Source organism: Enterobacter sp. R-25 (assembly GCF_049913205.1).
Lineage (GTDB): Bacteria > Pseudomonadota > Gammaproteobacteria > Enterobacterales > Enterobacteriaceae > Enterobacter > Enterobacter ludwigii.
Genome location: NZ_CP183982.1, coordinates 1816989 through 1837652, shown reverse-complemented (window position 1 = coordinate 1837652; position 20664 = coordinate 1816989). Strand labels below are relative to the sequence as shown.

Genomic DNA, 20664 nt, shown 5'->3' with positions numbered 1-20664 from the left:
GCCCCTTGCGGGGCTTGTTTCAGGTATAAAAAAAGCCCTTACGGGCGTCTGTTTGTCAGGACTGTTTTTTACTGACCAGAGGATTTGGTCATGCCGCGATAGTCCAGCGGCGCCACACCTGCATCAATACGCACTTTCGTGGCGATACCATCAGTGGTGAAGCCTTCCTGCTGATCGATGTATGGCGTGTCGACGCCGTTGAGATAAGCGACCTCGATGGTGTCGGTGCCCTTCGCGGCAGCCAGATACCAAGCTTTCGCATCAGCTTCATCCAGGCGTGGTTCGGCAATGACTTCTGCAAAGTTCTGGATAGGGTTAACGATCCCGGCATTGATGTCTGCACCTTTAACACTGGCCGACTTGATGGTCTGATTTGCCAGAGTTTCCAGGGCGACGGGCACCAGCATGTAGGCCGGACGGATATTCAGGGTTCGCTCCCCCTCCTTCTGCAGACGCATCAGCTTGCGCGATTCGTCCAGGCTGGCCACGGAAATTGCGCCCGAGCTCAGGTTCTTGTGATCGGCATGGAACAGCGCCTTTCCGTCTGAGAGTTTAGGGTTTTTGGTCAGAATGGCGTAAACCAGATCGCCAATCGTTGCTTTCGCCGCGCGCCCCATCTTCATCGGTACGTCGGTAAGCTGGTTCAGATCGTCGTTAATGATCGCCTGGCGGGTTACTGAGAAGATTTCACCATACGTGGCAAGCGCGATGGTTTCGCCTTTGTCACTGGTAGTGATGTACTTGTACTCCGCCCCTTCGCGAACCTGTCGCAGAGAAGGGAAACCACCCATACCGACACGATGCGCCGTTTTGAAGTCCGACAGCTGGCCTTTTTTGGTCCACTGCTCGAAGGTTTCCTGCGCCTCGTCCCAGCCCTGAATCAGCGCTTTGTTCGCAACATCAAGCAGAATGTTGCCAAAGTCAGAGGTGCTGTGGGTCAGCGCCAGGCCAACCATCTGCATCGGGTTGTAGCTGGCCACGCCGATACCTTTTTCTGTCAGGGCCATACGCGCATACTCGCGCAGCGTCATACCGTTATAAACGTTATCCCGCTCCTGACCTTCGAACCCGGCACGCGCCATCAGTGCCTGGCGAATACCATCCGCGACGAAGTTACCGTTGCCCGCATGAATATGCGGCTGGGTGGTTTTATTGGACGGCGTGGCCGTTTTACCGAGTTCTGCCAGCAGCAAATCTTTCGCCTTATCGACGGAACAATCAGGGTCGGCCACACACTGATTCTGCAGTTCCATGTGCTTATTGCCGAACATGGCAAAGAGACCGCCGATAGCATTAACACGGGCTTTCTGCTCAGCCAACACCTGCGCGCGGATCGCATTTTCATCCGGTGCCGGGTCTGTTTTTGCCTGCGGTGCCTGAGGCTGGGTAATAACCGGGTCACGCTGGGTAGTGTTGCGCGGCGGGGTGATCATGTTGCGAATGCTTTTTGGCATTTTTTCAAATTCCTCAATACGTTTTGAATGAATACAGGCCATAGCCTGAAGGGATGGTGTCACCTGGTCGGCAAAACCCAGTTCAAGGCACTCGCTGCCGTTCATCCAGGTTTCGTCCTCCAGCATTGCCGCAATTTCTTCGGTGGATTTTCCGGTTTTCTGCGCATAAGCCGGGATAAGAACGGATTCAACCTTGTCGAGAAGATCCGCATAGTCGCGCATATCGCTCGCGTCACCACCAGCAAACCCCCAGGGCTTATGGATCATCATCATCGTGTTTTCAGGCATGATGACCGGATTGCCTACCATCGCAATCACCGAGGCCATGGAGGCCGCCAGACCGTCGATATGCACGGTAATCGCCGCGCCGTGGTGCTTCAGCGCGTTATAAATAGCAATACCGTCGAAGACATCACCACCGGGCGAATTGATATAAAGGTTGATGTGGGTGACGTCCCCAAGTGCCCGGAGATCATTGACGAACTGTTTCGCCGTTACGCCCCAGTACCCGATTTCGTCATAAATAAAAATGTCGGCCTCGCTGTTATTGCTGGCCTGCATGCGGAACCACGAATTACTTTTTGCGCTGGCTTTCGGACGGTGGCGCGCCCGGTTCTTTGGCTTCGGCACTGGTGCCTCCTCTATCATTGGCGGGGTCGGTGTCAAACACCAGGCCCTGTTCACGGTTCTCGTCAACCTCCGCTTTACGGCGTGACTTAACATCATCCGGGTTGCGACCGCTGGCACGTATCCAGTCGGATTCAGTAGCAGCACCGCCGCGGATCTGCGTTTTCCAGGCATTCGCTTCTTTAACGGGATCAATCCACGGCATAACGGGCCCCGAATAAACCGCGTTATAAAGCGAGTCCATATCGATGCCTCTCGGCAGCATGATTTCTCCGGCAGCAATAGCCATCTTCAGCCAGGCCCGGTACATGGGCCGGGTCACTGAACCGATGAACCAGTCCTGAAGAATCAGATAGCCGTCGGTTGACTCGACAAGCTCCTGCCGCTGGGCACTGTACGTTCCGTTGTAGTTTCTGGATGTGCTGGAAAAGCTGAGGCGACTGCCGGCGGACACGGCACGCAGCTGTCCGTTACGAAACGACTCGAGGTTAGGGTTCGGGCGATCGGATTTAATCATCCCGATTTCTTCCCCGGCCTGCAGCTCGTCATAGAGCATACCGGGCTGAATCATCAGCTCGCGGTCATCGCTGCTGGAATCAGACTCGAAGCTCTGTCCATCGCCTTTTTTGATATACATGCCGAGTGCGGCAGCAATTCTGGCAGCGGTAAGCTCCGAGTCCTCGTACTCTTTCAGCGCGCTCAGACGCATCAGAACACCTGATAAAAGAGACGTTCCGCGGGTCTGGTGCAGGCGTCGTGTGAATTTGAGATGAAGCATGTTTTCTGCATCTATCTCTTTGGTATCGAACTGACGCCCGGATACTGGCAGGCTTTTATAGACCTGGTATTTTTTCGGGCGCCCCCAGTTATCGACAAAAACGCCCTGATTGAGCTGGGTGGCGGCATCACTGTTCATCGGCACGAAGTCCGGCTCCAGCGCTTCCAGCCAGAACGGCACGCCAGCAATCGGCTGAAGACCATTTCCGGTACCGCGAACCAGCTGAGCAAATACCTCACCGTCCCGGAGCCACGTTCGCAGCATCAGCCGCTCCAGCATGGGGCGGGTAAACTGGGTTGTAACATCGGGTCTTACGGACCATTCGCCCCACTTTCTGCGGATATCAGTGGCCAGCTTTTTAGCTATCTTCCCGTTAGTCAGCATCGGATGCGGTTCAACTATGATGCCCTTCGCACCCACCACCCTTTCTTCCAGCTTGTCGAAAACGCCAATCACCAGATCGTGGTTGTTGTCCAGCCAGCGCGCCTGCTGCCTCAGTGAAACCGCCCCCATCTGGCTGAGCTGATCGGCTGAACGATTTTCCTTCTGGGCTTTGTGGGTACGCGTTTGCTTTACCGCCTCATACGCCTTAATAACTGCGCGGGCACGCAGGCGTGAGGCTTTCCAGCCTGGTGAAAACAGGCCAATCGCATCATCTAAAAAACTCATCCAAACCTCGCCAGCCTGTAGCCGGGTCGCCCGCGGCGTTTGTTATTGAGCGTAGCCAGTCGTCGCTCCCATTCCTGACGGCCTTTTCTGATTTCCGACAGGTTTTCGAGCGTCATCTGCTGCCCGTTGAAAGTGATTGATTTCCCCTCCAGAACAGACAGCTCGGCTGCAGCGTAGCGGTCGATCATGTTTTGAATATCTGCTGGATTCACACCCAACCTCCTGACGAAGACCACGGATTAGCCTGCTCGGTTACGGGCTTCTCACGTTTTGGTTTTGATTTTGATTTCGGCGCAGGCGGCGGGGATGGCATTTCGCCAGTTTCCGTCTGCGTGTCCTCGATCCACGTTTCCCGCCGTGCCCACTCAGGAGCAAACGGCCATTTGATTTTTTCGTAACCACTAAGGATGGCGAGCGCGTCGGCATAAACGAGCAGGTCAAATGCTTCGTTTGCGCCCCGGCCGGGCTTACTCCATTTCCCTTCATTCGAGCGTTCCTCATACGTCAGTTCGTCATAGAACCAGCTGCCCAGCCAGGCGGGGAAATGCACATAGCCAGGGCCAGGTGAATCACGCCACAGCGCATTATTCACCCGGTCTTTAAGGGCATCGGTCTGGAGAAGATAAAGAGGCACATCACCCGTCGCCTGTGCGCGGCGCGTTGATCTGCCCGTGTTGTCGGGAAACGTTCGCTGGATAAGTTTGCTGCGCCTGACGCTGTCCCCCTTGAAGAGATAGATACGTTTACCCAGCCCCTCACGGCGACATCTGCGCCAGAACTTGTAGGCATTATCCGTCACGCCATCTTCACCCCCTGAGTCCACGGCCATCGACATCAGACGCATGCCCTTTGACGGGTCAGCTGCGAGTGGCCACGTTTTATCAAAGACGTCGGTGAGTAAAAGATCCCAGTCCTCCGGGTAGCTCGCCGGATCCACCTGTAAGCTTTCCCCGTTGCCGTCGCAGCGCAGCGAATGCCGGATGTTGTAACGGTCAACTATCCAGCGCTCACCCATACTTCCATAACCCGTAATCTGCACAACAAAGCGCCGGTTGCGCCCGGCCTGCACGTCCACGGTCGCAGTGAGAAACTGCACGCCGTCCGGTACCGAGCGTTTTGGGACTTCTTCGGCACGATGCTCAAGCAATTCACTTTTACGCTGCTCCATGCTGGCCCGCGGCAAATAGGGCCTGCCGAAATCGGTGTTGATCACCGTCTTCAGGGTTTCTTCGCTGCGCGTGGATTCATATTCCTGCTCGGCGGTCAGGAACTTATAAATAAGCTGCGCCCAGGTCTGGTAAGCAGCTGCCGGACCTTCCATCCAGAAGGAGGCAATACGGGAACGACGGCCATCACCGCTAACCTGGCCTTTACTGTCGATGGTTTGCCCGTCCCGGAGCCAGACACATTTCATGTTCAGCGCACGCTTCATGTCCGGTGTGATCCTGCCTTTACAGGCAGGGCACTGAAGAAACGCCGCTTCGCTGGCAAGCACAGGATCGCTGCTGTCGCGATACCCGGTCATATTGTCAATTTCCGGCTGGAAATATTCGCCGCAATGTGGGCATGGCCAGTAAAGACGACGGCGGTCACCACGGTTATAGAGCGATAAAATTCCGGTGGTCGGAGGGGCTTCATGGGGCGTGGAGCGCCGCCATTTTGTGTCTCTGATATCCCTCCCGGGCGAGCTCTCAACCAGCGTCATCCCGGAGGACATGAATGTCGTGGTACGCTTCGATGCCAGTGAAAAAGCATCCCCCTCCCCGTCGATATCTTCCGGAAAGCGGTCATAATCCGTCAGCGCCACACTCTTATAGTCCGAGGACGACATGATATTGACGGATGGCCAGCCAAGCTTCAGATAGTTACCGGCGCGGAATGTACGGTCGTAGACGTTGTTATCGTTACGTCTTGGGCTTAGCCGGGTTTTAACTTCAGGGCTACAGCGAAAAGTACGGTCCAGGCGTTTTTTGGAATGCTCACGCGCTTTTTCCTCAGATACCTGAATCACAAGCATATCTGCCGGATCGCAGACAATGTTATAAACAATCCAGCCGTCAATCAGCCCGATGGTTTTACCCGTTCGCGCCGGGCCCACAAACACCACCGCATCGTATTCACGCGATGCCAGGCAGTTCATCGGCTCAATCACATAGGGTGCCAGTTCCGGATCCCATGGAACTGAGTTTCCCGCCCCCATTGGCACGCGCATATAAGTACTGACCGCATCGGCCACCGGCATACGACGCGGGGCTCGTAAAATACCGGAGACATCGCGGCGAATGTCCCTGGCGGATGCCCGCTTTGCCATCAGTCCTCCTCAGGCTCTTCCTCCTCATTTTCAGCGTCCTGCACCCTCTCCGCCATCTGGTCGCGCAGATCATCAATAACGCTTTGCACACGAACTACCGCAGCAGGCGTTAAAGCACAGTCGCGCTCGAGCACATCCGGGAGGGTTTCAAGTACCATGACGACGGCTTTCGCCATCAATGAGAATTCTCGCGCCACTTCATCTGCGGGTATTAACTGCCCCATATCCTGTTCGAACTTCAGCCTCTCATTCTCTGCTTTCCAGTGGGACAGCCTGTCAGAGGGGGGCATATCATCGATGTTGGCCGAAACGGTAGGGATCATCAGTTCGGTCAGAATGTCGGTCACCAGATAGAGCTTTAACTTGCTGTTGCTGCCTGGAGCAGGTTCAACATTTTTCAGTCTCGCGGCAACCGTCTGACGGTGTACGCCGGTTATCCCTGCCAGCTGGTTGATATTGAGTTTTAAAGTGGCAATTTCCTGGTCCATGATGGTGAACACTTTTTGAACGATTCGACATCTTGCGAAAATGGCCTCTAATTAAATCAAAGACCTGCGCACATGATGATGATGACCCTGGATCCGAAAAACTAGCCGTTTCCCGCGAGCGCGCCGCCCCGTGGCTGATCAGTTTCGCGGAGGACCCATTGAAAAAATTTAGAAAGCAAAATCAAAAGAAACAACATAACCGAATGATTTTTATTCAAAAAACACCAGCCATCTATTTAAAGCACGACCACTTTATAATAAATGACAACGAGATTTTAGGAAATGATATTGCCCAGCAAGACATTGTGTTGTATAAATACAATCACAATGTCTTGCTGGGACGCACAACTTCCCGAAGGGACATGTCTTGTGATTTAACTTAACATATATCGGGAGCTGTCATGAATGAATCCTCAAGAAGATTAACAAATTTCACGAGTGTACTATTACTGATTATCAAAGAGATCCGACTTGAAAAGAGTATGCATCAAGCACAACTCGCCGAAAGAATCAATAAAACTCCTAGTGCTTTAGCAAAAATTGAAACGGGTAAGAGCCCCTTGTCAATGGAAGTATTTTTAGCCTATTGCGCTAATTTGTCCGTCTCTCCATCTGCTGTTATGGCCACTGCTGAACGTTATGCTAGCTTGTTGAACAACAACGGCTGGACTTTGCTTAACAGCGCCTTAGAAGAGAATGACGATGAGCTTCTTAAAGAGGCTCAAGAGTACTATGCCTCATCCGCTTATAAAAACCGGATTAGCCTTTTCCAATCAGCTTTAAACGGACCGACCTATTACCCTAACGGTAATGTCGATGGCTTAGCTGTATTCCTTTTTGCTATATCACCACAATACAAAGCTCAGCAACTAGCCCAACCAGTGCTTAGCGGAAGGTGATTCATTTTTAATGAGCCCCAGCCTAATCGGGGCTCATTATCTCAAAATGAACAATCATTCCAGCGCGCCGACTGACAGGTGCCTCAGGTGCTTTCCAGCGCTCGTTTCAGAACGTCGGCGAGTTGGTGTGTCGTTGTTGCAATGCCGATCCGCGATGAAATTGCGCAGGCGGGTGCATATGGGACACTATTAATAGCTACCTGCATTTGATTGTCCTTTTAGGCGTGAGCTTGTCGTACGGCAAAGCCATCAAAGTTTAACGGTATGCCCAAGCTTGCAGCTGAAACCTTTCTTTGAAGTGCGCGTCCGATGGGCTGGTGTATTGCAGCGTAGCTATTAGTTTCTTAGGCGGGCCCAGAGCATGCTGCCGTTGAGAGCCATCGACACCCACGCCAAATTCATAGATACGTTGGCAATTATTAAAAACTCTAAGAGATCTTAAACATTGCTTTATCATCTGTTGGGTATAATTGTTACTTCACCAGATTGTAGGTATAACTCTCTTCATGGCCTCCAAGGAGGCCATTTGATAGAGGGCTTGATAAAACTACAATTAATTTGCAATGAACCGCTTATTTGCAAAAATACTAAAAAATAGAAAAATTATTTTTTTACAAACCTATTACTTTCTGATTTGGATTCATATCCTTTATTGCTTTCGCTGTCCCATTAGTAGTCATAATAGTAACTTGAACAAAAGTACATTCAAGAAAAGTACAATCTAAAAATTTTATTACACCAGGTAAGTAAAGATACCCTTCCTCAGGCAAGGCTATTATTTCTTCGCAGAAATTAAGATTGGAGTTGGAAAGATTTCCACTAATTAATGCAACAGTCATTGGACCTACCAAGTGACAACGTTTGAAACGTTTATTTTTATGAACCTCGCTCATCGGTAAGCGCAGATCCTCTAAGTTAATCATTAAGTCATTGAAGGTCTCACTTAATGGATTTACATTACTGTTAGTAATTGCTAATGAGTTAAAATATTTTTTCTTGGCAGAACTTGCTGCGGAGGAGTTGATAAAATAAAATATGACGGATATCAAAAAAACAAAAAGAATAATTAATAAAAAATACCTAAAAAAAGTCATATTTTTAAAAAAAGGATCAAAACTAGCCAGCAACCCTGCTAAAGAACCGCCTGAAAACACTAGCATAAATACTGCAAATTTATACAGCTTTTCTCCAACTGCATATGCTGTGTTAAGTTCTTTTGCCTTGCCCCAAAGGTTCATGTTATCTCCGAGATTACTTTGAAAAGAATCTTGGCAATCATACCTCACTGGCTTAGTTTTGAAATAATCTTTCTTTCTTCCCTTTTATCACCGTTCACAATTTATTTTCCACGCTTTGTTATGCGCCAAGATGTCTTTCTTCGTCTGCTTATCCAGCACATCCCAATCTTGAGCCATGCCGTAGATGGGTTTAACCCAGTCGCAAGCCGTGTCCACTACCTCAACCTTTACGGGTCCAGTTATCCCGCAACTCGCGATCAACATCGTCGCCAGACATATGGTTAACAGTCTGCTGTACATTGCTGGCTCCTTTAGTTGTCCCTACCCGGCGTTCTACTGCTGCGACCGTTGCCGCTGCATTATCTTCGGTGCGCTGCTGATCTGCTTTTGCTTCTGCTTTGCTGGTGCCGCGGATATGGCCCAAGCCGAAAGCACCAGCTATGGCAGCTATGACTGCTGCAGCAATGCCTATTAAAGTTTCAAATCCCATAGTGACCTCACACCAGCACTGATTTCGCCAGGCTAAATAGCTCGCGGCGTTTATCCAGGCCTTTACTGCCGCCGTTAATAAGCAGCGTAACGCGCTCAACATCGCCGGAGTGAAGCAGGCAACCGCGGGACACATAAAACCACGCAGCGGAACGGGCGGCGTACTCATCAACCTCAAGCAATTCTGGGTGCGCCACCAGGTCAAGCTTTAGCGCCTGGCCGCAGCTGCGATAGTTGCTCAGACCGGTAATTTGCTTAAGTCCCCGGCCGCGATATTTCCAGCCATCACCAGCAACCTGATTACCCAGTTTCTTTTTGCCCCACTCACCGCCGTATACCAGATTAGCTATCGCTTTCTGGTTGGCCGGTTGTGTTGCCGTTCTGCCAAGTGCGGCAGCCTGCCGGGAAGTGATTCGGTGCCTGCCGAATGTGGGCACTAAGTTTTCAGCCGCATAATTCAGACTCTCCACCAGCCGGGTAAATCCTCCAGACTCATGGCCCATCTGAGCGATAAACATGGCCTGATCGAGCGGTGCGGTAATGCCGTATTCCTTCATTACCTTGTCTATTTGTGGAAACCAGCGTGCAGCCAGTCCGGCGCTTATACCAGCCGCCTTTTGAAATTGTGCTTGGTTCACGTTGTGCTCTCTCCAGTTATACGAGCGATATTGCCGCCCGCACGCCAGATAGCGACACAGACAACAACGTTGATGAGTATTTCTCCGTAATCGACCTGGACATAATCACCGTGCCAGATACGAAAGGCGGTGTATGCCGGGGCCAGAATTAGCCCATACGCCAGCAGCTCCATAATTCGGCGTCTACGCATACTGCGCTTACGGAAGAACATCAGGCGGAACGAAATCATGATGCAGGCCAGTGCATTAAGGTGAAGCAATAGCCACGGATAGTTCTGCAGCAGCCACGTCATTCTTCCCCCTTCACGCCGGGCAGATTGCCTGTTTTTGAGCGGGCAAGAATGCGCAGCAGAATAGTCACGGAAACAGTAGATGCCGCCAGTGCGCCAATCGCGGGCGATACTTTGATTGTTACTGGCGGACTAAGCTGATTTAGTCCGGCGTTGATAAGGGCGGCGATAATTTCTGAAGCAGTACCGGCACAGTAAATGCCACCGATAAAGGAGATGAGAGCAAAAAGAATCTGCTTCCAGATTTTGTGATCCTCAGAGCTGAGGATATAAAGCGCCGCCCCTGCGAGGGAGCAGACCATAACAGCAGGCGTAGCCTCTGGAAAAAGCGTGGCGAATGTAATTCCGGTTGTGCCAGCAGCCACGCCCGCCGTTACCGTTGCAGTTATTGGTTCTGCGGACATTGAGCCCCCTCTTATTGCTGTGAATCCTCTCAGAAAATTTGAGGGGAATGAAAAAAGGCCACCAGATGGCAGCCTTCAAAGATGATGTTTTGGATCGATTAAATCAGGTGGGATCGACGATATGACAGGGGTACTGGTGCAGTGCACCTTCGCGAATACCCCTGTCGTATCGCCGGATAACAAAAAACCCCGACTGGCGGGGTTTAGAGTTTTTTCAAATTGTCGCTTTACATCGCTGCCATCGTGGCGCAGCTCTGCCAAGCATGAATGGATTATCTGATTTTCTGGTCCGTTTTCAACATGCAATCTTTATAACAGCACTTTTTGCTAAAAACAGCTTGATCATGAATCACCTCTCAGGCTATTCCGCGCTGCCAGAAAAACCTTCGCCCTGAATATCTCCAGGCACCAGCGCACCCGCTTTCTGGCCTCGTTATCAGTCAGCCATGGCGCCAGGGTCTGAAGTTCTCTGGTGATGTCCGCGATTTTTTTGCGCGTGGTGTAATACTGGCGTCCAACGATATAAACCGGATCCTTCAAATCGAACGCCTGCAGCACTACGTCCTCCATAAATTCAGCGTCATCGCTATTCATAGCCTCGTCGATTACCCTGACCGTTGGCTCAGGCCAGAGTATCAAGCGCGCGCGTCTCAGTGCAGCCTCACCACGGAAACCTTCTTCTCTCGCCTTGTTCAACGCCACGGTAAAACGCTCAAGCGCTTTGTCGGACCAGTTCTTACCCCTGAGGACATTCCAGCATGAATGGCCACACGGTTTCGCCGGGGCAGTGCCACCGCGTACACATTCTCCCCATACGGTCAGTAGCGATTTAACCCACCCGGACTGCACATCGGTAAGGAGAATGCTTTTTCCCAGCCAGCTCTTGCGTGGAGCCATTGCGGTTTTTCCCAGCCCCTCTAAATACTGGCGTTTCTGGCGTGGTGTCATTTTATGTCCTCGATAATTATCATTCCGATTTCGCCCCATACTTTTGATGTCCGGGCGTCCCAAATGTGGGAATCATCCTCAAACAAGGCATCCAGTAGCGATTTAGTGAGATTGTCCAGGTCTGGCTTTACCATATGTGGCTGGCCGTCCATCGCAGCGCGTTTTTTCTTACTCCAGCTCTGTGGCATCGGCAAAACGAACGTAATATGAGCGCCGTTCTCCGGCACCCGGATGCCATGCAGACGTGCTTCATCGCAAAACATGCGATAGCGCATCACAGGTGGCCGCTGCTTCCATTTATCACGTCGTGTCATGCGGGGTTTTCCGACAGGGGTGATGATGTATTTAGGCATGCAGCGCCTCCTGTATGCGGGAACCAATCCAGCGCATAACCGGTACCGCCATTGAATTGCCGATCGCTTTATAGCGAGGACCATCGGCGGCCAGGCGGAAAGCCTGTTCTGCAGTCAGTTCCGGCCGGTGGTGGCGAAGGTAGGCGTATTCTTCAGCGGTGAGCTGCTTACGTTTTTGTGTCGGGATCAGCGTGTGATTATCAGTGAATCCCTGCAGGCGCTCGCATTCGACAGGGGTTAGGCGGCGAACTGCCATATTTTGCATTATTGCAGGAGCCAGATTGCTTCCGCTATTTGCGCTGGTAAGCGTAGGTGCCTGTTCGCATGCATAACCTATTCCATGGGCTTTTGCGCCCTGCCCAGCTTTGAAGGCGTAAGCGACTGCGGGAGGAGATCCAGCATTTTGGTTTCCATGTACGCTGTTGCCGGCACGGAGTGTTGGTGAAATTTCGCTGGAGGCATCGTGTCCACTATCCTTAGAGCTGAATGCGATAACCGCATTTTCCTGACCATGATTGCGCCCCAGCGTATGGGCTATGTTTTTCAGTATGTCGGGGTCCTGAGTTCCGTGCACCGACATAACGGCCAAATCGGTTGCGTCTTTATGGTCCCGGGCTTTACATGTTGAACCTGTTCCATCATTCACGTATTCGCCAAACGCCCTCATGCGAAAAGCTCCTACGGCGATGTAATGTCCAGCCGCGGCCCCTTCCGGTCTACCACCCGCTCCGCCAGTAAATGAATGAGCGGCAATTGTGCCAACTACTGCCTGAAGATGGCCGGCTTGTGCCTGGTTGTCGTCTGCGCCACATGTTCCAACGCCTCGCGCAGTAAGGGCGGCAACGATTTCCGTCGTTTCTCTGCGCGGCGGAGAATTCCGGCGCAGGCCTTTGGACTCAAAAAGAATTTTTGCGGGATCGATATCCCCTCGAGCTGTTGCGACAACAAACACACGTCTGCGTCGTTGGGCCACTCCGAAAAATTGAGCGTCGAGCACTCGCCAGGCAATAGCTCTTTCTGGTCCAAGCACATAACCAGCGTTTGCCCATCGCTTCCCTGGTGATTCCAGCGCGCAGCTTTCGCCGGCAAGCCCTGCAAGAAAACATCCGAAAGCGTTATCTTTGCTGCTGAATACTCCGGGTACGTTTTCCCAGACGACGATGACAGGTGATTTTCCCTGTTCGCTTCGTTTTTCATCGATAGCATTTACCAGATCCACAAAAGCCAAAGTTAACTGGCCGCGTTCGTCAGCCAGTCCATTACGTAACCCCGCAACGCTGAACGCCTGGCAAGGGGTTCCCCCCACCAGCACATCGGGCGCGTCAATTTTTCCGGCACGGATTGCCGCGGCGATTTGGGTCATGTCGCCCAGATTGGTAACATCCGGCCATCGGTACGCCAGAACAGCGGAGGGGAATTTTTCTATCTCAGCGAACCATGCAGGGCGCCAGCCCAGACAATGCCATGCCACGCTGGCGGCCTCGATGCCGCTGCATACTGAGCCGTAACTGACTGGCTTATTCATCTGCAGGCTCTCCCAGCAAATAGAGAACCTGCACCAGCAGCTCTGCTTCGGTGCCGTGCTTCATTTCCCAGGCACGACGGCCAGCATGAATAGCCACACCATAACCGCCGTTGCGATGGTGCATATGGCAAAGGGGAATTGATTTACGATGTTCAGCGCGCTGGCTTGTGCCCTGCCCGGTTCGGATGTGGTGGATTTCCGCAGGCGTTTCGCCCAGGTTCTGATTTCTGCACACGATGCAGCCCATTGCGGCCACACGCGAAAGATGGAGGCTATCTGCTTTCTTCATGCTGGACCACCAGCACGAGCAGAAACACCGCGCGTAATCGTGCGGTGAAGGTGATTTGGGGTAATGCTCTGCGCCATTTTGATTCCTCAGGTTGGCGCAGTAATCAGTGGGTGTTCAGCCCGTTTGATTATTATAAATCAACCCTTACGGCTTGAGAACCTTGAGTACTTCCTGGAGGGAGTTTATGTTGATTATCCTCTCATCCGCAGTAAGAGCCCGGGCCGATAGTGTGTTGCCTTCCCGGCGTATCAGTGTGTGCAAAGTAGTACTGGTTACCAAATAGTCGGTTATTTCGCCATCAGACAGACATAAAACAAGCAAACCATCTTCAGTTAATCCGGCGACAAATTCATTTAGTTTCATGGGTATATCCCTAAGTTGGTCTTCCCCTTACGGGAGCGGTCCTTTATTCCCTGCACACTGATTCATCAAAGGCTCCGCTAACCAGACGTTTTATAGGTTAGACAGAGCAATTTGCAGAAATTGTTCTGTCTAACCGATCGGCTATCAAGGCGCAGGAATCAGTTACAATCTCTCAGATAACCGGCCACCAATCAGTGTATGGTATGCAGCCATGGAAATGCGCCATGTGTCCCTTAGCAGAACGTTATCTTCACCTCCTGAACCATCAACAAATGTAATCTTCACTTCAAATACAAAATGGTTGAACGCGTAATTACTAAGCGTTATTACCCTTTAGATTCCGTCAAAAAAATACTACTTTCCTGTTAGAGAGGTTATTTTTTTAGCAGTTATCCTTTGTCATGTGTATACGTAGTAAAGCTCATCCATTCAGCCAGGAATTTCCACATGTAATTTCGGAGGTATGCTATGTCTATTTTTGAAACCAGTGACTCTGCATGGTCCGCACTGACAAAGCAATTTGAACAAATGTCAGGCTCCCCTGGTACGCCACTTATTGTTCAGTCTCCCACTATCTTCCGGCCACTTACAATAACTGGTATCAATCCCGCACTCGCCTTAACCCGAAAATTGCTTTTGGGTGATAACCAACCTGCGTATCATAATTTAAACCAGACCGCATATACGCAGAGTAACAAATCAGTCCAGAAGGGATATATTCAATACCTTCAAACACTGCTTGTCGAAATGACAAAACGAATGAGTGCCCCTGTTGATTATGATGAGATTGAAAGGCTTCAAAAAATATATACAAAAGCACAAAGCGCCTTAAATATTTTCGTCAGAGATGCGAATGCTGACTGGGCATTGGAAAAAAGAAACAACCCCGGGCTTTCGAGGCAAACATGGGATGCCAATTATTGTCCTGAAGGTTTCACACCAAAAAAAACATTGCTTCAAAAAGACACGATGGCTAAGTATGGAGCGCTACAATCAAAACAATCCGCTTACCCGGCTTTGACCAGAGTTACAACCGCGCTATTCAATTGTGAAATGAATGCCAGAGAAATTATAAACCTCCCTTTGTCTGAAGATGACTTAGCCTTACCTGATACATGGACACCTTTTTTAAGAACCAATCTTGAACCCGGAATGAAATGGGAAGATTTCTTCAATAAGGATGCCCCACAAACTATAGAAATCACATCAAGTTCATTCCATTCTGAGCATTATGACTCCTCCTGGTCCGCTGGTGGTTCTTTCTCATATGGTTTTTTCAGTTGTGGCGGAAGTGCAAGCGGTGGGCATGTAGAAGATCATTTAAGAAAGGGAACGCAAAAATTAAGATTCATTTTCAAACGCATGATTCCGGTTCAAATACAGCGTGGGGCATGGTATGACGAAGGCCTGTTAACGTATACGGATTATGTCGATAAGGAAGAGTTCTGGGGTCCCAGGGGTACGTTGAATCTTATACCAGTCAGCGCTGTTATCGGTAGAGGCTTAACTATTGAAATTGAAACGACAAGCGAAGCGTATGATTCATTTCAAGACTGGCGTAAAGCTTCTGGTAACGCAGGATTTAGTTTTGGGCCCTGGTCAGTAGGTGCAGGGGCAAACAGTTCAACCAATTCATCTTCCGTTTCCGATGAATCAACAGGAACAACGCTGCGTTTTACCGACAACTCAGATCAGATTTATATTCTGAGTGTAATCTCAATGAAAATGGATGAATATCTTAAACCTCAGTTTTTTGAAGAAATAGCGATGCAGGAACTTAATAAACTTGAATTGCAGTCCGACGTGGCATCCGAAACCATGAAGTCACTCCAGGAGTTTCTGGAAAAATGATGAACGCTTATTCCAGCATCACTCTCATGATAACCACATTTCTCGTGGGATGTAGCAGCGTTGCTACTTATCCGGTATGTGTCATGCAGGATGAAGTATCCGTTCAACAATGGAATACGATCAAGGAAAATCTTGAAACAAGCATCAGGGTTATCGACCCAAATGCTAAAGTCAATATTGTCCCGAGTGTCGCTATTATCGAAGCAACCTCCGTAACCCATTCACGTCTCCGGGATGTATGGCCAAGCCAGGCATGTATTAGCACTGTTCGCACTGATGGAGATGATATCCTCTGGAGGGAATGTCAGCGTGTCGTAGCCGAATATGTTCATAAACCCTGGACATCCTGGCCTGGCGAAATCAAGAAAGGTCAGGTTTACTGTAAAACGCCATAAAATATTTTTATTAATTATGCATATGTCATGTTCAGGTTTACGCTCATGGTGTATGAGACCATTATATCAGGTAAGAAAGGCAGGCTTACCTGCCTTCTTGCCACTAAAATTTTAATCATAATTTGATTATCTCAAATAAAATATTCTCCTGATTCATTTTATTCAGGTCTGACCCTAAAACCCGCGCTGGCTGCGACCTCATTATCGTTTTTGTAGTATTCATCGTCAAAGGAACTGCGCATTACTCCGCTATGAGCGACAGGTGCCAGTTTCAGTACCAGGTCATCCCATTTTTCACGCAACTTCGCTGGGCTTAGCACGTTTCGGCACCAGAACGGGTCGCTCTGGACTCGCCTGAACATGTCGCAAATCTGGCGGTGTGTGCGCCCGTCGATAGTGCGCATCAGCCGGATCTCGTTTGCCCATGCGTTCCAGTTTGGTTCTCTGGGGCGAGCAACTTCACCATCGGTTTCGGCTGCTTGTTCATACAGAGTTCGGATCCTGGAAAATATCCAGCTTGCGCATTGATGATCTTCTGGTGTGCCCCATTTTTTCGCGGCCGGTATTTTTTTGGCTGAATCTTCGCCGTCTGGAGATTCGTCAGAATTTCCGGACGAAGAGATCTGTTTTAATGATGGATCTGTAGTTACTGACGGATCGTGTCCAGATTCTGAACCCTGAGAACCCTGTTTATTCGCGTTTTCTGAACGTTCGGGATTTGAACGTTCAGAACCTGAATGTTCAGAATCTGAATCATCAGGGTTGGCTAACCCCTTGTTTAATTGGTGTCCAGATTTTGAACGTTCAGAATCTGAACTCTGAAAATATGCTGCCGCCGTGCGTAATTTTTCAGCATTCAGCGTGTATAAATTAGTGCCGCTGCGCTGGCCGTTTCGACGTTCGGTACGGGTTAACCATCCGTCTGCCTCAAGCTGGGTTATCGCAGTTATCACAGTACTTCGCCCGGCCCCAAGCTGGCGGGAAATGGTGGCAACAGACGGCCAGCACACACCCTCATCCGAGCTAAAATCGGCCAGGCGAGCCATAACCAGCAGTTTTATGCCCTTGACACCTTGTGCGGCACAACCGTCCCACACCCAGGAAGATAATTTCACGCTCACGACTTCACCTCAGTGAACTTAATTTCAAACTCTCGGCGCCCTGTTTCACTAACGCCGGCGTGCCCCTCCCGGCGATATGACACGCGAAGCTGGGATGCACGTAAAACAGTCACCATGCGCCCGCGTTCGTCGCGGTATCGCTTCCCTGGAATGATTTCACCGCGGCGATCCACTGGCTCCTGAGCGGGTCGGTTATTCATTGCGTTTTTCATGCGCTCTGCCAGTGCGCTCGCTAATTCCTGAGAAGTACGCATAGTTGCCTCCAGAACGTTATGCAGCCCGATGGCTGTTCATGATTTGAACCTTTACGCCCACCAGCTGCGCCAGCGCGTCTATCGCTTCCAGGGTTTCTCGCCTGATTACCGGTTGCGGTTTGCCGGTGAAGACCGCGTTGGTGGCTTCGATACACTCTTTGTTAACCCTGGCAGCCCGGTAGAGCATGCAGTCTTTCTGCTTCAGTTCGTTATCAATGGCGGTGCGGATGGCATAGCTCAGCGCTTGCGCCTGTTTAAGGTAGTTCGGGGTATCTTTCCGAAATGCCCGCTGAATGATCTGCTTGTTGTTGTGCAGTCGGCGCGCATACTCGTCAGGGTCCGTCACGTTATCCAATGGCTGAAGCAGATCGCCAAAATGATGCGGAGTTATCAGCTGGGTGACTGTCTTCCATCCCTTTTCCTGAGCCCACGACTCCAGTTCATATGCCAGTTTTTTGATTTCCATCAGTCAGTATCCTCCTGAGCTGTTGTGCTATTTTTTGGCTTGTAATCAGGCCAAATTTCAGCCCAATCGCTTGGCCGCATATCAGATCGAGATACCTTTCCATCGGTGAAGGTTTCGATAACGATGCATCGACTTGGCGAAATAGCAGCCCGCCCCGTTGCAAGTTGGGAGAGGTAAGATTTCGATATCCCTAGGTGTTGCTCCAGGGCCTTGCGGGTCCTTGGCCCACCGGCTTTCAAAAAGTCATTGAGTTGCATAATTGCTCCTGTGTGTTGAGTTGTAAGTTTATAAACCGCTAAACATTAATGTCAAGTTTTTGCTTGTTTAGAAATTACTAATCAAAATGACTGCATGGACACAAAAGAAATCAGGCGTAAGCGCCTAGCGGCATGGTTTTCTAGCAGAACATTGCCGGAGAAAGAGAAGAGCTACCTTTCACAGCTGATCAACGGCAAAGCGTCGTTCGGCGAGAGAGCTGCGCGCCGTATTGAACGAGATTACGGCATGGCTCCTGGTTATCTTGATGAAGAACCAATGGGTGAAGAGATAAAATCCCCTCGCCCGTTTGATGCGCGCCATGAAGAATTGCTTGACCTTTTCGACAGCCTTGCTGAATGGGAAAAAGAGCAGCACATGGTAAACCTCAGAGCCCAAGTAAACTCTATAGACAATGAGCTCAAGGCAAGGCTGAAAGGTAAGTCCAAACAAGAAATCCTTCAGATGCTGAAAGACCTAGAGATAGACTAACTCCTCCAAAGACCGCCTGTTGCGGTCTTTTTTTTCCTCACAATACAACCACATCCAAATTTTCACGCCTTGCTGTTTACTATTAACTTTACATGTATGTTTATTTGCATATAAACTTAAGCCAACAAAACACGCAGTAATCAGTAAACGTTCCGCCTACCCGGCGATAAGGGTAAAAAAAAGCGAACAGGCAAGATGCCCACGAAGTAGCTGCCCGGGGAATATGAAGACTGGGATGATTCGCCAGTGCGAAATGGAGAAAGCCAATGGATAAGAAGTTAGAAGCTCTATTCGAAAAGATTGCGCGTCTGGAGTTGGCAGCCAAACGAGGGTTGCAGATCAACGAAGAGATTAAGCCTCATTTAACACAAGGCCAAGTTATCTCCGTCGAATACTGCAACGGAACGCTGAAAAGTTGCGCTCTATTTCGCAAATGGATCAACGAGTATTTCGGATCATCTGAATCGACTGCTGCTCAGACATGCCGTGATTCTGAACAATGACATCGAGCTCTTCATTCTCCGTTTCATTGTAAAAAGTTTCACCGCCAAGACTGTGGAGATTACCGGATATTACGTGTCCCTTCTCGACGTCATAACCACCGAGCAGTTCGGCGACCGTGAATTCTCCGATTGGGTCACGGATAACGATGTAACCAATGCGGTGCTCATGATGTACGACGACTCCGCGCATGAAAGCTTCCTTCTGGCTGTGTGAGAGCGACCAGAGTACCACCGAGCCTGAAGTGGTGAAAAGACAGGCGACAAAAAAGCGCCCCTTAGGACGCTTTGCTCTTTAACAATCTGGATATCTCTAACAGACATAAACCATATCTACCGGTTTGTAATCAGACCTGTTCATTGAGTAAAGGGAGCTGCAGCAATGACAACGACTTTGGTAAAAATATTTACCTGTGTGAGCGTCGTACGCTGTGTCGCCAGTAGGTTGAAGCATCGATATTACACGCTTGGAATGACAGTTTGGGCAAAGATGCACTGCTACCTCTGTATCTCCCACGGTTTGGTTCTTGGTGTAAACAAGCGTACCCGATTCAAGCTTGTTGAGAACATAACCTTCAGTCTGGGCTTTAAAATCTTCGAACTCTGCAATTTTTGCTTTGAGATGCATTAACTCTTCGTCGCGCGAGCGAACAGCATCGCCAAGAGTAAAGCAGTCGGATTGAAGTGTGATTAATTTGCTTTGAAGTTCAAAGGTTGCCGCTTTTATCTCTGCATCAGTCTTTGCAGAGCTAATTACTTTCACAAGCCCAGCGGTTTCTTTAAGCGCGGCCATTGCCGCTGATAATTCAGCGATCACTTTCAATACTCTTTTTGTTTTTGGGGATATCCAGATTACCTGAATCCTTGTTGTTGGGGAATAGCAGGATCCACCGAGCCTGATGTGGTGAAAAGACAGGCGCACAACATGGAAGCTCATTCCACCCTTTCACTAATGGGGATTGGTTTGTTAGCTGGCGGAGTGTGCTTCCAGTTGTGGGCAATCGAAAATTGTAGATGGCTGTTAATAATCTTAATAAGGGATTCATTATGACAGACTTTAATCGTCAACCTTCACGGCAACAGGCAGTCCGCCTTAACTGGTTTGAAATAAAACTTCGGCAACTTTGTTATTTGCTGGCTCAAAAAGGCAACCCTGAACTCTGAAGGTTGATAGAGTCGATAAAAGCGCAATAACCTGACTGTCATTTAATTATATACGATTAAAAACCATGCCTTAAACGGCAGGAATTTTCACACCTTAAATTAAGGATCATAAAATGAAAGCAACTATTACTACCGTAGAATTGAGACTGGCAATCGTAAATAAAGAAATTGCGACATTTAATATTAATGGTGCAATTTCGGGCGTGGTTCATTTGCCAGCTTCTGGCCCTGTAACCGTTGTGCTTGATGGCGGCTATGTGCTCGGCGAATTTCATTGCCCCGGTTGCGCTGTTAAGAACATTAGCTTGCTGTCTATGGATTTCACTCCAGCGCAGAACGCCTGCGGCATGTCCTATTACGACCACAAGCGCCAGTATCTGAACTGATATGGATGACATCATTT

Annotated in this window: 26 protein-coding genes and 1 pseudogene; 6 read left to right on the top strand and 21 right to left on the bottom strand. The window is 49.8% G+C overall.

Translation table 11 applies throughout. From position 1 onward, the window contains the following. Window positions 1–68: 68 nt before the first annotated feature. From ACN9MQ_RS08750 to ACN9MQ_RS08730, 5 genes are read right to left on the bottom strand one after another with little or no spacing between them, the layout of a single operon-like run. Window positions 69–2102 (bottom strand): ClpP-like prohead protease/major capsid protein fusion protein, encoded by a 2034-nt coding sequence (locus tag ACN9MQ_RS08750; RefSeq protein ID WP_426262710.1) that lies wholly within the window; start codon window positions 2100–2102, stop codon window positions 69–71. After that, entirely contained in the window at window positions 2029–3528 is a 1500-nt protein-coding gene (locus ACN9MQ_RS08745) for a phage portal protein (protein ID WP_426262709.1), read from the bottom strand. The genes ACN9MQ_RS08750 and ACN9MQ_RS08745 overlap by 74 nt, the downstream gene beginning before the upstream one ends. Beyond that, window positions 3525–3740: a hypothetical protein gene (locus tag ACN9MQ_RS08740; RefSeq protein WP_001704123.1), complete on the bottom strand. Its 216-nt coding sequence runs from the start codon at window positions 3738–3740 to the stop codon at window positions 3525–3527. The genes ACN9MQ_RS08745 and ACN9MQ_RS08740 overlap by 4 nt, the downstream gene beginning before the upstream one ends. Next, entirely contained in the window at window positions 3737–5839 is a 2103-nt protein-coding gene (locus tag ACN9MQ_RS08735; RefSeq protein ID WP_426262708.1) for a phage terminase large subunit family protein, read from the bottom strand. Before ACN9MQ_RS08735 ends, ACN9MQ_RS08740 begins: the two co-directional genes overlap by 4 nt. Next, complete coding sequence (locus tag ACN9MQ_RS08730) at window positions 5839–6327, bottom strand: DUF1441 family protein (protein WP_426262707.1); 489 nt, start codon at window positions 6325–6327, stop codon at window positions 5839–5841. Before ACN9MQ_RS08730 ends, ACN9MQ_RS08735 begins: the two co-directional genes overlap by 1 nt. 32 nt (window positions 6328–6359) lie before the next feature. On the opposite strand from ACN9MQ_RS08730, the gene ACN9MQ_RS08725 reads away from it, so the two are divergent. After that, entirely contained in the window at window positions 6360–6710 is a 351-nt protein-coding gene (locus tag ACN9MQ_RS08725; RefSeq protein ID WP_426262706.1) for a hypothetical protein, read from the top strand. An 18-nt stretch (window positions 6711–6728) separates the two neighbouring features. Next, a complete protein-coding gene (locus ACN9MQ_RS08720) occupies window positions 6729–7226 on the top strand; it encodes a helix-turn-helix domain-containing protein (RefSeq protein WP_426262705.1) in 498 nt (165 codons plus the stop codon). Window positions 7227–7837: 611 nt separating this feature from the next. On the opposite strand, the gene ACN9MQ_RS08715 is transcribed toward ACN9MQ_RS08720, so the two are convergent. The 10 genes and pseudogenes from ACN9MQ_RS08715 to ACN9MQ_RS08670 all read right to left on the bottom strand — a co-directional run bounded on the left by ACN9MQ_RS08715 (window position 7838) and on the right by ACN9MQ_RS08670 (window position 13763). Next, window positions 7838–8464, bottom strand: a complete 627-nt coding sequence (locus ACN9MQ_RS08715; protein ID WP_426262704.1) for a hypothetical protein — start codon at window positions 8462–8464, stop codon at window positions 7838–7840. A gap of 220 nt (window positions 8465–8684) precedes the next feature. Further along, on the bottom strand, window positions 8685–8954 hold the full coding sequence (locus tag ACN9MQ_RS08710) for a hypothetical protein (protein ID WP_426262703.1): 270 nt from the start codon (window positions 8952–8954) through the stop codon (window positions 8685–8687). A 7-nt stretch (window positions 8955–8961) separates the two neighbouring features. Next, on the bottom strand, window positions 8962–9591 hold the full coding sequence (locus ACN9MQ_RS08705) for a glycoside hydrolase family 19 protein (protein WP_426262702.1): 630 nt from the start codon (window positions 9589–9591) through the stop codon (window positions 8962–8964). Continuing rightward, the gene (locus tag ACN9MQ_RS08700) at window positions 9588–9884 is read right to left on the bottom strand and encodes a phage holin family protein (protein WP_331704393.1); all 297 of its coding nucleotides are present in this window, start codon (window positions 9882–9884) and stop codon (window positions 9588–9590) included. The genes ACN9MQ_RS08705 and ACN9MQ_RS08700 overlap by 4 nt, the downstream gene beginning before the upstream one ends. Then, window positions 9881–10285: a putative holin gene (locus ACN9MQ_RS08695; RefSeq protein ID WP_047056281.1), complete on the bottom strand. Its 405-nt coding sequence runs from the start codon at window positions 10283–10285 to the stop codon at window positions 9881–9883. Before ACN9MQ_RS08695 ends, ACN9MQ_RS08700 begins: the two co-directional genes overlap by 4 nt. Before the next feature lie 342 nt (window positions 10286–10627). Beyond that, the gene (locus ACN9MQ_RS08690) at window positions 10628–11233 is read right to left on the bottom strand and encodes a hypothetical protein (protein WP_426262701.1); all 606 of its coding nucleotides are present in this window, start codon (window positions 11231–11233) and stop codon (window positions 10628–10630) included. Then, window positions 11230–11586 carry a RusA family crossover junction endodeoxyribonuclease gene (locus tag ACN9MQ_RS08685; protein WP_426262700.1) on the bottom strand — a complete coding sequence of 119 codons (357 nt, stop codon included), beginning with the start codon at window positions 11584–11586 and terminating at the stop codon, window positions 11230–11232. The genes ACN9MQ_RS08690 and ACN9MQ_RS08685 overlap by 4 nt, the downstream gene beginning before the upstream one ends. Before the next feature lies 1 nt (window position 11587). Next, window positions 11588–13111 (bottom strand): annotated as a pseudogene (locus ACN9MQ_RS08680) (DNA cytosine methyltransferase); the annotation flags it as partial. Beyond that, window positions 13104–13400, bottom strand: a complete 297-nt coding sequence (locus ACN9MQ_RS08675) for a Ref family recombination enhancement nuclease (protein WP_426262699.1) — start codon at window positions 13398–13400, stop codon at window positions 13104–13106. The gene ACN9MQ_RS08675 and the pseudogene ACN9MQ_RS08680, both read right to left, overlap by 8 nt. 144 nt (window positions 13401–13544) lie before the next feature. Continuing rightward, window positions 13545–13763 carry a hypothetical protein gene (locus tag ACN9MQ_RS08670; protein ID WP_426262698.1) on the bottom strand — a complete coding sequence of 73 codons (219 nt, stop codon included), beginning with the start codon at window positions 13761–13763 and terminating at the stop codon, window positions 13545–13547. 468 nt (window positions 13764–14231) lie between these two features. Between ACN9MQ_RS08670 and ACN9MQ_RS08665 the strand changes: the two genes are divergently transcribed. Both ACN9MQ_RS08665 and ACN9MQ_RS08660 read left to right on the top strand, forming a co-directional pair. Next, on the top strand, window positions 14232–15614 hold the full coding sequence (locus ACN9MQ_RS08665; RefSeq protein WP_426262697.1) for a hypothetical protein: 1383 nt from the start codon (window positions 14232–14234) through the stop codon (window positions 15612–15614). Beyond that, window positions 15611–16009, top strand: coding sequence for a hypothetical protein (locus tag ACN9MQ_RS08660; RefSeq protein ID WP_426262696.1), 399 nt, complete (start codon window positions 15611–15613; stop codon window positions 16007–16009). The genes ACN9MQ_RS08665 and ACN9MQ_RS08660 overlap by 4 nt, the downstream gene beginning before the upstream one ends. A 158-nt stretch (window positions 16010–16167) precedes the next feature. Here ACN9MQ_RS08660 and ACN9MQ_RS08655 read toward each other — a convergent pair whose 3' ends face one another. Genes ACN9MQ_RS08655 through ACN9MQ_RS08640 form a run of 4 tightly spaced genes read right to left on the bottom strand, consistent with a single transcriptional unit; the run spans window position 16168 to window position 18107 of the window. Then, window positions 16168–17130 carry a helix-turn-helix domain-containing protein gene (locus ACN9MQ_RS08655; RefSeq protein ID WP_426262695.1) on the bottom strand — a complete coding sequence of 321 codons (963 nt, stop codon included), beginning with the start codon at window positions 17128–17130 and terminating at the stop codon, window positions 16168–16170. Continuing rightward, complete coding sequence (locus ACN9MQ_RS08650) at window positions 17127–17384, bottom strand: DUF4222 domain-containing protein (protein ID WP_420278083.1); 258 nt, start codon at window positions 17382–17384, stop codon at window positions 17127–17129. Before ACN9MQ_RS08650 ends, ACN9MQ_RS08655 begins: the two co-directional genes overlap by 4 nt. 16 nt (window positions 17385–17400) lie before the next feature. Beyond that, window positions 17401–17850, bottom strand: a complete 450-nt coding sequence (locus ACN9MQ_RS08645; protein WP_426262694.1) for a toxin YdaT family protein — start codon at window positions 17848–17850, stop codon at window positions 17401–17403. Beyond that, window positions 17850–18107: a transcriptional regulator gene (locus ACN9MQ_RS08640; RefSeq protein ID WP_426262693.1), complete on the bottom strand. Its 258-nt coding sequence runs from the start codon at window positions 18105–18107 to the stop codon at window positions 17850–17852. Before ACN9MQ_RS08640 ends, ACN9MQ_RS08645 begins: the two co-directional genes overlap by 1 nt. 94 nt (window positions 18108–18201) lie before the next feature. Between ACN9MQ_RS08640 and ACN9MQ_RS08635 the strand changes: the two genes are divergently transcribed. Continuing rightward, window positions 18202–18597 (top strand): hypothetical protein, encoded by a 396-nt coding sequence (locus ACN9MQ_RS08635; RefSeq protein ID WP_044158267.1) that lies wholly within the window; start codon window positions 18202–18204, stop codon window positions 18595–18597. A 438-nt stretch (window positions 18598–19035) separates the two neighbouring features. Here ACN9MQ_RS08635 and ACN9MQ_RS08630 read toward each other — a convergent pair whose 3' ends face one another. Further along, window positions 19036–19290 carry a hypothetical protein gene (locus ACN9MQ_RS08630; RefSeq protein ID WP_251884993.1) on the bottom strand — a complete coding sequence of 85 codons (255 nt, stop codon included), beginning with the start codon at window positions 19288–19290 and terminating at the stop codon, window positions 19036–19038. Window positions 19291–19410: 120 nt separating this feature from the next. Next, window positions 19411–19914, bottom strand: a complete 504-nt coding sequence (locus ACN9MQ_RS08625) for a hypothetical protein (protein WP_251884994.1) — start codon at window positions 19912–19914, stop codon at window positions 19411–19413. 460 nt (window positions 19915–20374) lie between these two features. Between ACN9MQ_RS08625 and ACN9MQ_RS08620 the strand changes: the two genes are divergently transcribed. Beyond that, window positions 20375–20647, top strand: a complete 273-nt coding sequence (locus tag ACN9MQ_RS08620) for a hypothetical protein (protein WP_251884995.1) — start codon at window positions 20375–20377, stop codon at window positions 20645–20647. Window positions 20648–20664 lie beyond the last annotated feature (17 nt).

Coding starts and splice junctions, on each gene's coding strand:
- ACN9MQ_RS08695 (WP_047056281.1), bottom strand. CDS start 10,285: ATGTCCGCAGAACCAATAACTGCAACGGTAACGGCGGGCGTGGCTGCT.
- ACN9MQ_RS08720 (WP_426262705.1), top strand. CDS start 6,729: ATGAATGAATCCTCAAGAAGATTAACAAATTTCACGAGTGTACTATTA.
- ACN9MQ_RS08670 (WP_426262698.1), bottom strand. CDS start 13,763: ATGAAACTAAATGAATTTGTCGCCGGATTAACTGAAGATGGTTTGCTT.
- ACN9MQ_RS08620 (WP_251884995.1), top strand. CDS start 20,375: ATGAAAGCAACTATTACTACCGTAGAATTGAGACTGGCAATCGTAAAT.
- ACN9MQ_RS08710 (WP_426262703.1), bottom strand. CDS start 8,954: ATGGGATTTGAAACTTTAATAGGCATTGCTGCAGCAGTCATAGCTGCC.
- ACN9MQ_RS08735 (WP_426262708.1), bottom strand. CDS start 5,839: ATGGCAAAGCGGGCATCCGCCAGGGACATTCGCCGCGATGTCTCCGGT.
- ACN9MQ_RS08635 (WP_044158267.1), top strand. CDS start 18,202: ATGGACACAAAAGAAATCAGGCGTAAGCGCCTAGCGGCATGGTTTTCT.
- ACN9MQ_RS08750 (WP_426262710.1), bottom strand. CDS start 2,102: ATGATAGAGGAGGCACCAGTGCCGAAGCCAAAGAACCGGGCGCGCCAC.
- ACN9MQ_RS08675 (WP_426262699.1), bottom strand. CDS start 13,400: ATGAAGAAAGCAGATAGCCTCCATCTTTCGCGTGTGGCCGCAATGGGC.
- ACN9MQ_RS08660 (WP_426262696.1), top strand. CDS start 15,611: ATGATGAACGCTTATTCCAGCATCACTCTCATGATAACCACATTTCTC.
- ACN9MQ_RS08640 (WP_426262693.1), bottom strand. CDS start 18,107: ATGCAACTCAATGACTTTTTGAAAGCCGGTGGGCCAAGGACCCGCAAG.
- ACN9MQ_RS08715 (WP_426262704.1), bottom strand. CDS start 8,464: ATGAACCTTTGGGGCAAGGCAAAAGAACTTAACACAGCATATGCAGTT.
- ACN9MQ_RS08730 (WP_426262707.1), bottom strand. CDS start 6,327: ATGGACCAGGAAATTGCCACTTTAAAACTCAATATCAACCAGCTGGCA.
- ACN9MQ_RS08630 (WP_251884993.1), bottom strand. CDS start 19,290: ATGCGCGGAGTCGTCGTACATCATGAGCACCGCATTGGTTACATCGTT.
- ACN9MQ_RS08685 (WP_426262700.1), bottom strand. CDS start 11,586: ATGCCTAAATACATCATCACCCCTGTCGGAAAACCCCGCATGACACGA.
- ACN9MQ_RS08745 (WP_426262709.1), bottom strand. CDS start 3,528: ATGAGTTTTTTAGATGATGCGATTGGCCTGTTTTCACCAGGCTGGAAA.
- ACN9MQ_RS08645 (WP_426262694.1), bottom strand. CDS start 17,850: ATGGAAATCAAAAAACTGGCATATGAACTGGAGTCGTGGGCTCAGGAA.
- ACN9MQ_RS08650 (WP_420278083.1), bottom strand. CDS start 17,384: ATGCGTACTTCTCAGGAATTAGCGAGCGCACTGGCAGAGCGCATGAAA.
- ACN9MQ_RS08665 (WP_426262697.1), top strand. CDS start 14,232: ATGTCTATTTTTGAAACCAGTGACTCTGCATGGTCCGCACTGACAAAG.
- ACN9MQ_RS08690 (WP_426262701.1), bottom strand. CDS start 11,233: ATGACACCACGCCAGAAACGCCAGTATTTAGAGGGGCTGGGAAAAACC.
- ACN9MQ_RS08700 (WP_331704393.1), bottom strand. CDS start 9,884: ATGACGTGGCTGCTGCAGAACTATCCGTGGCTATTGCTTCACCTTAAT.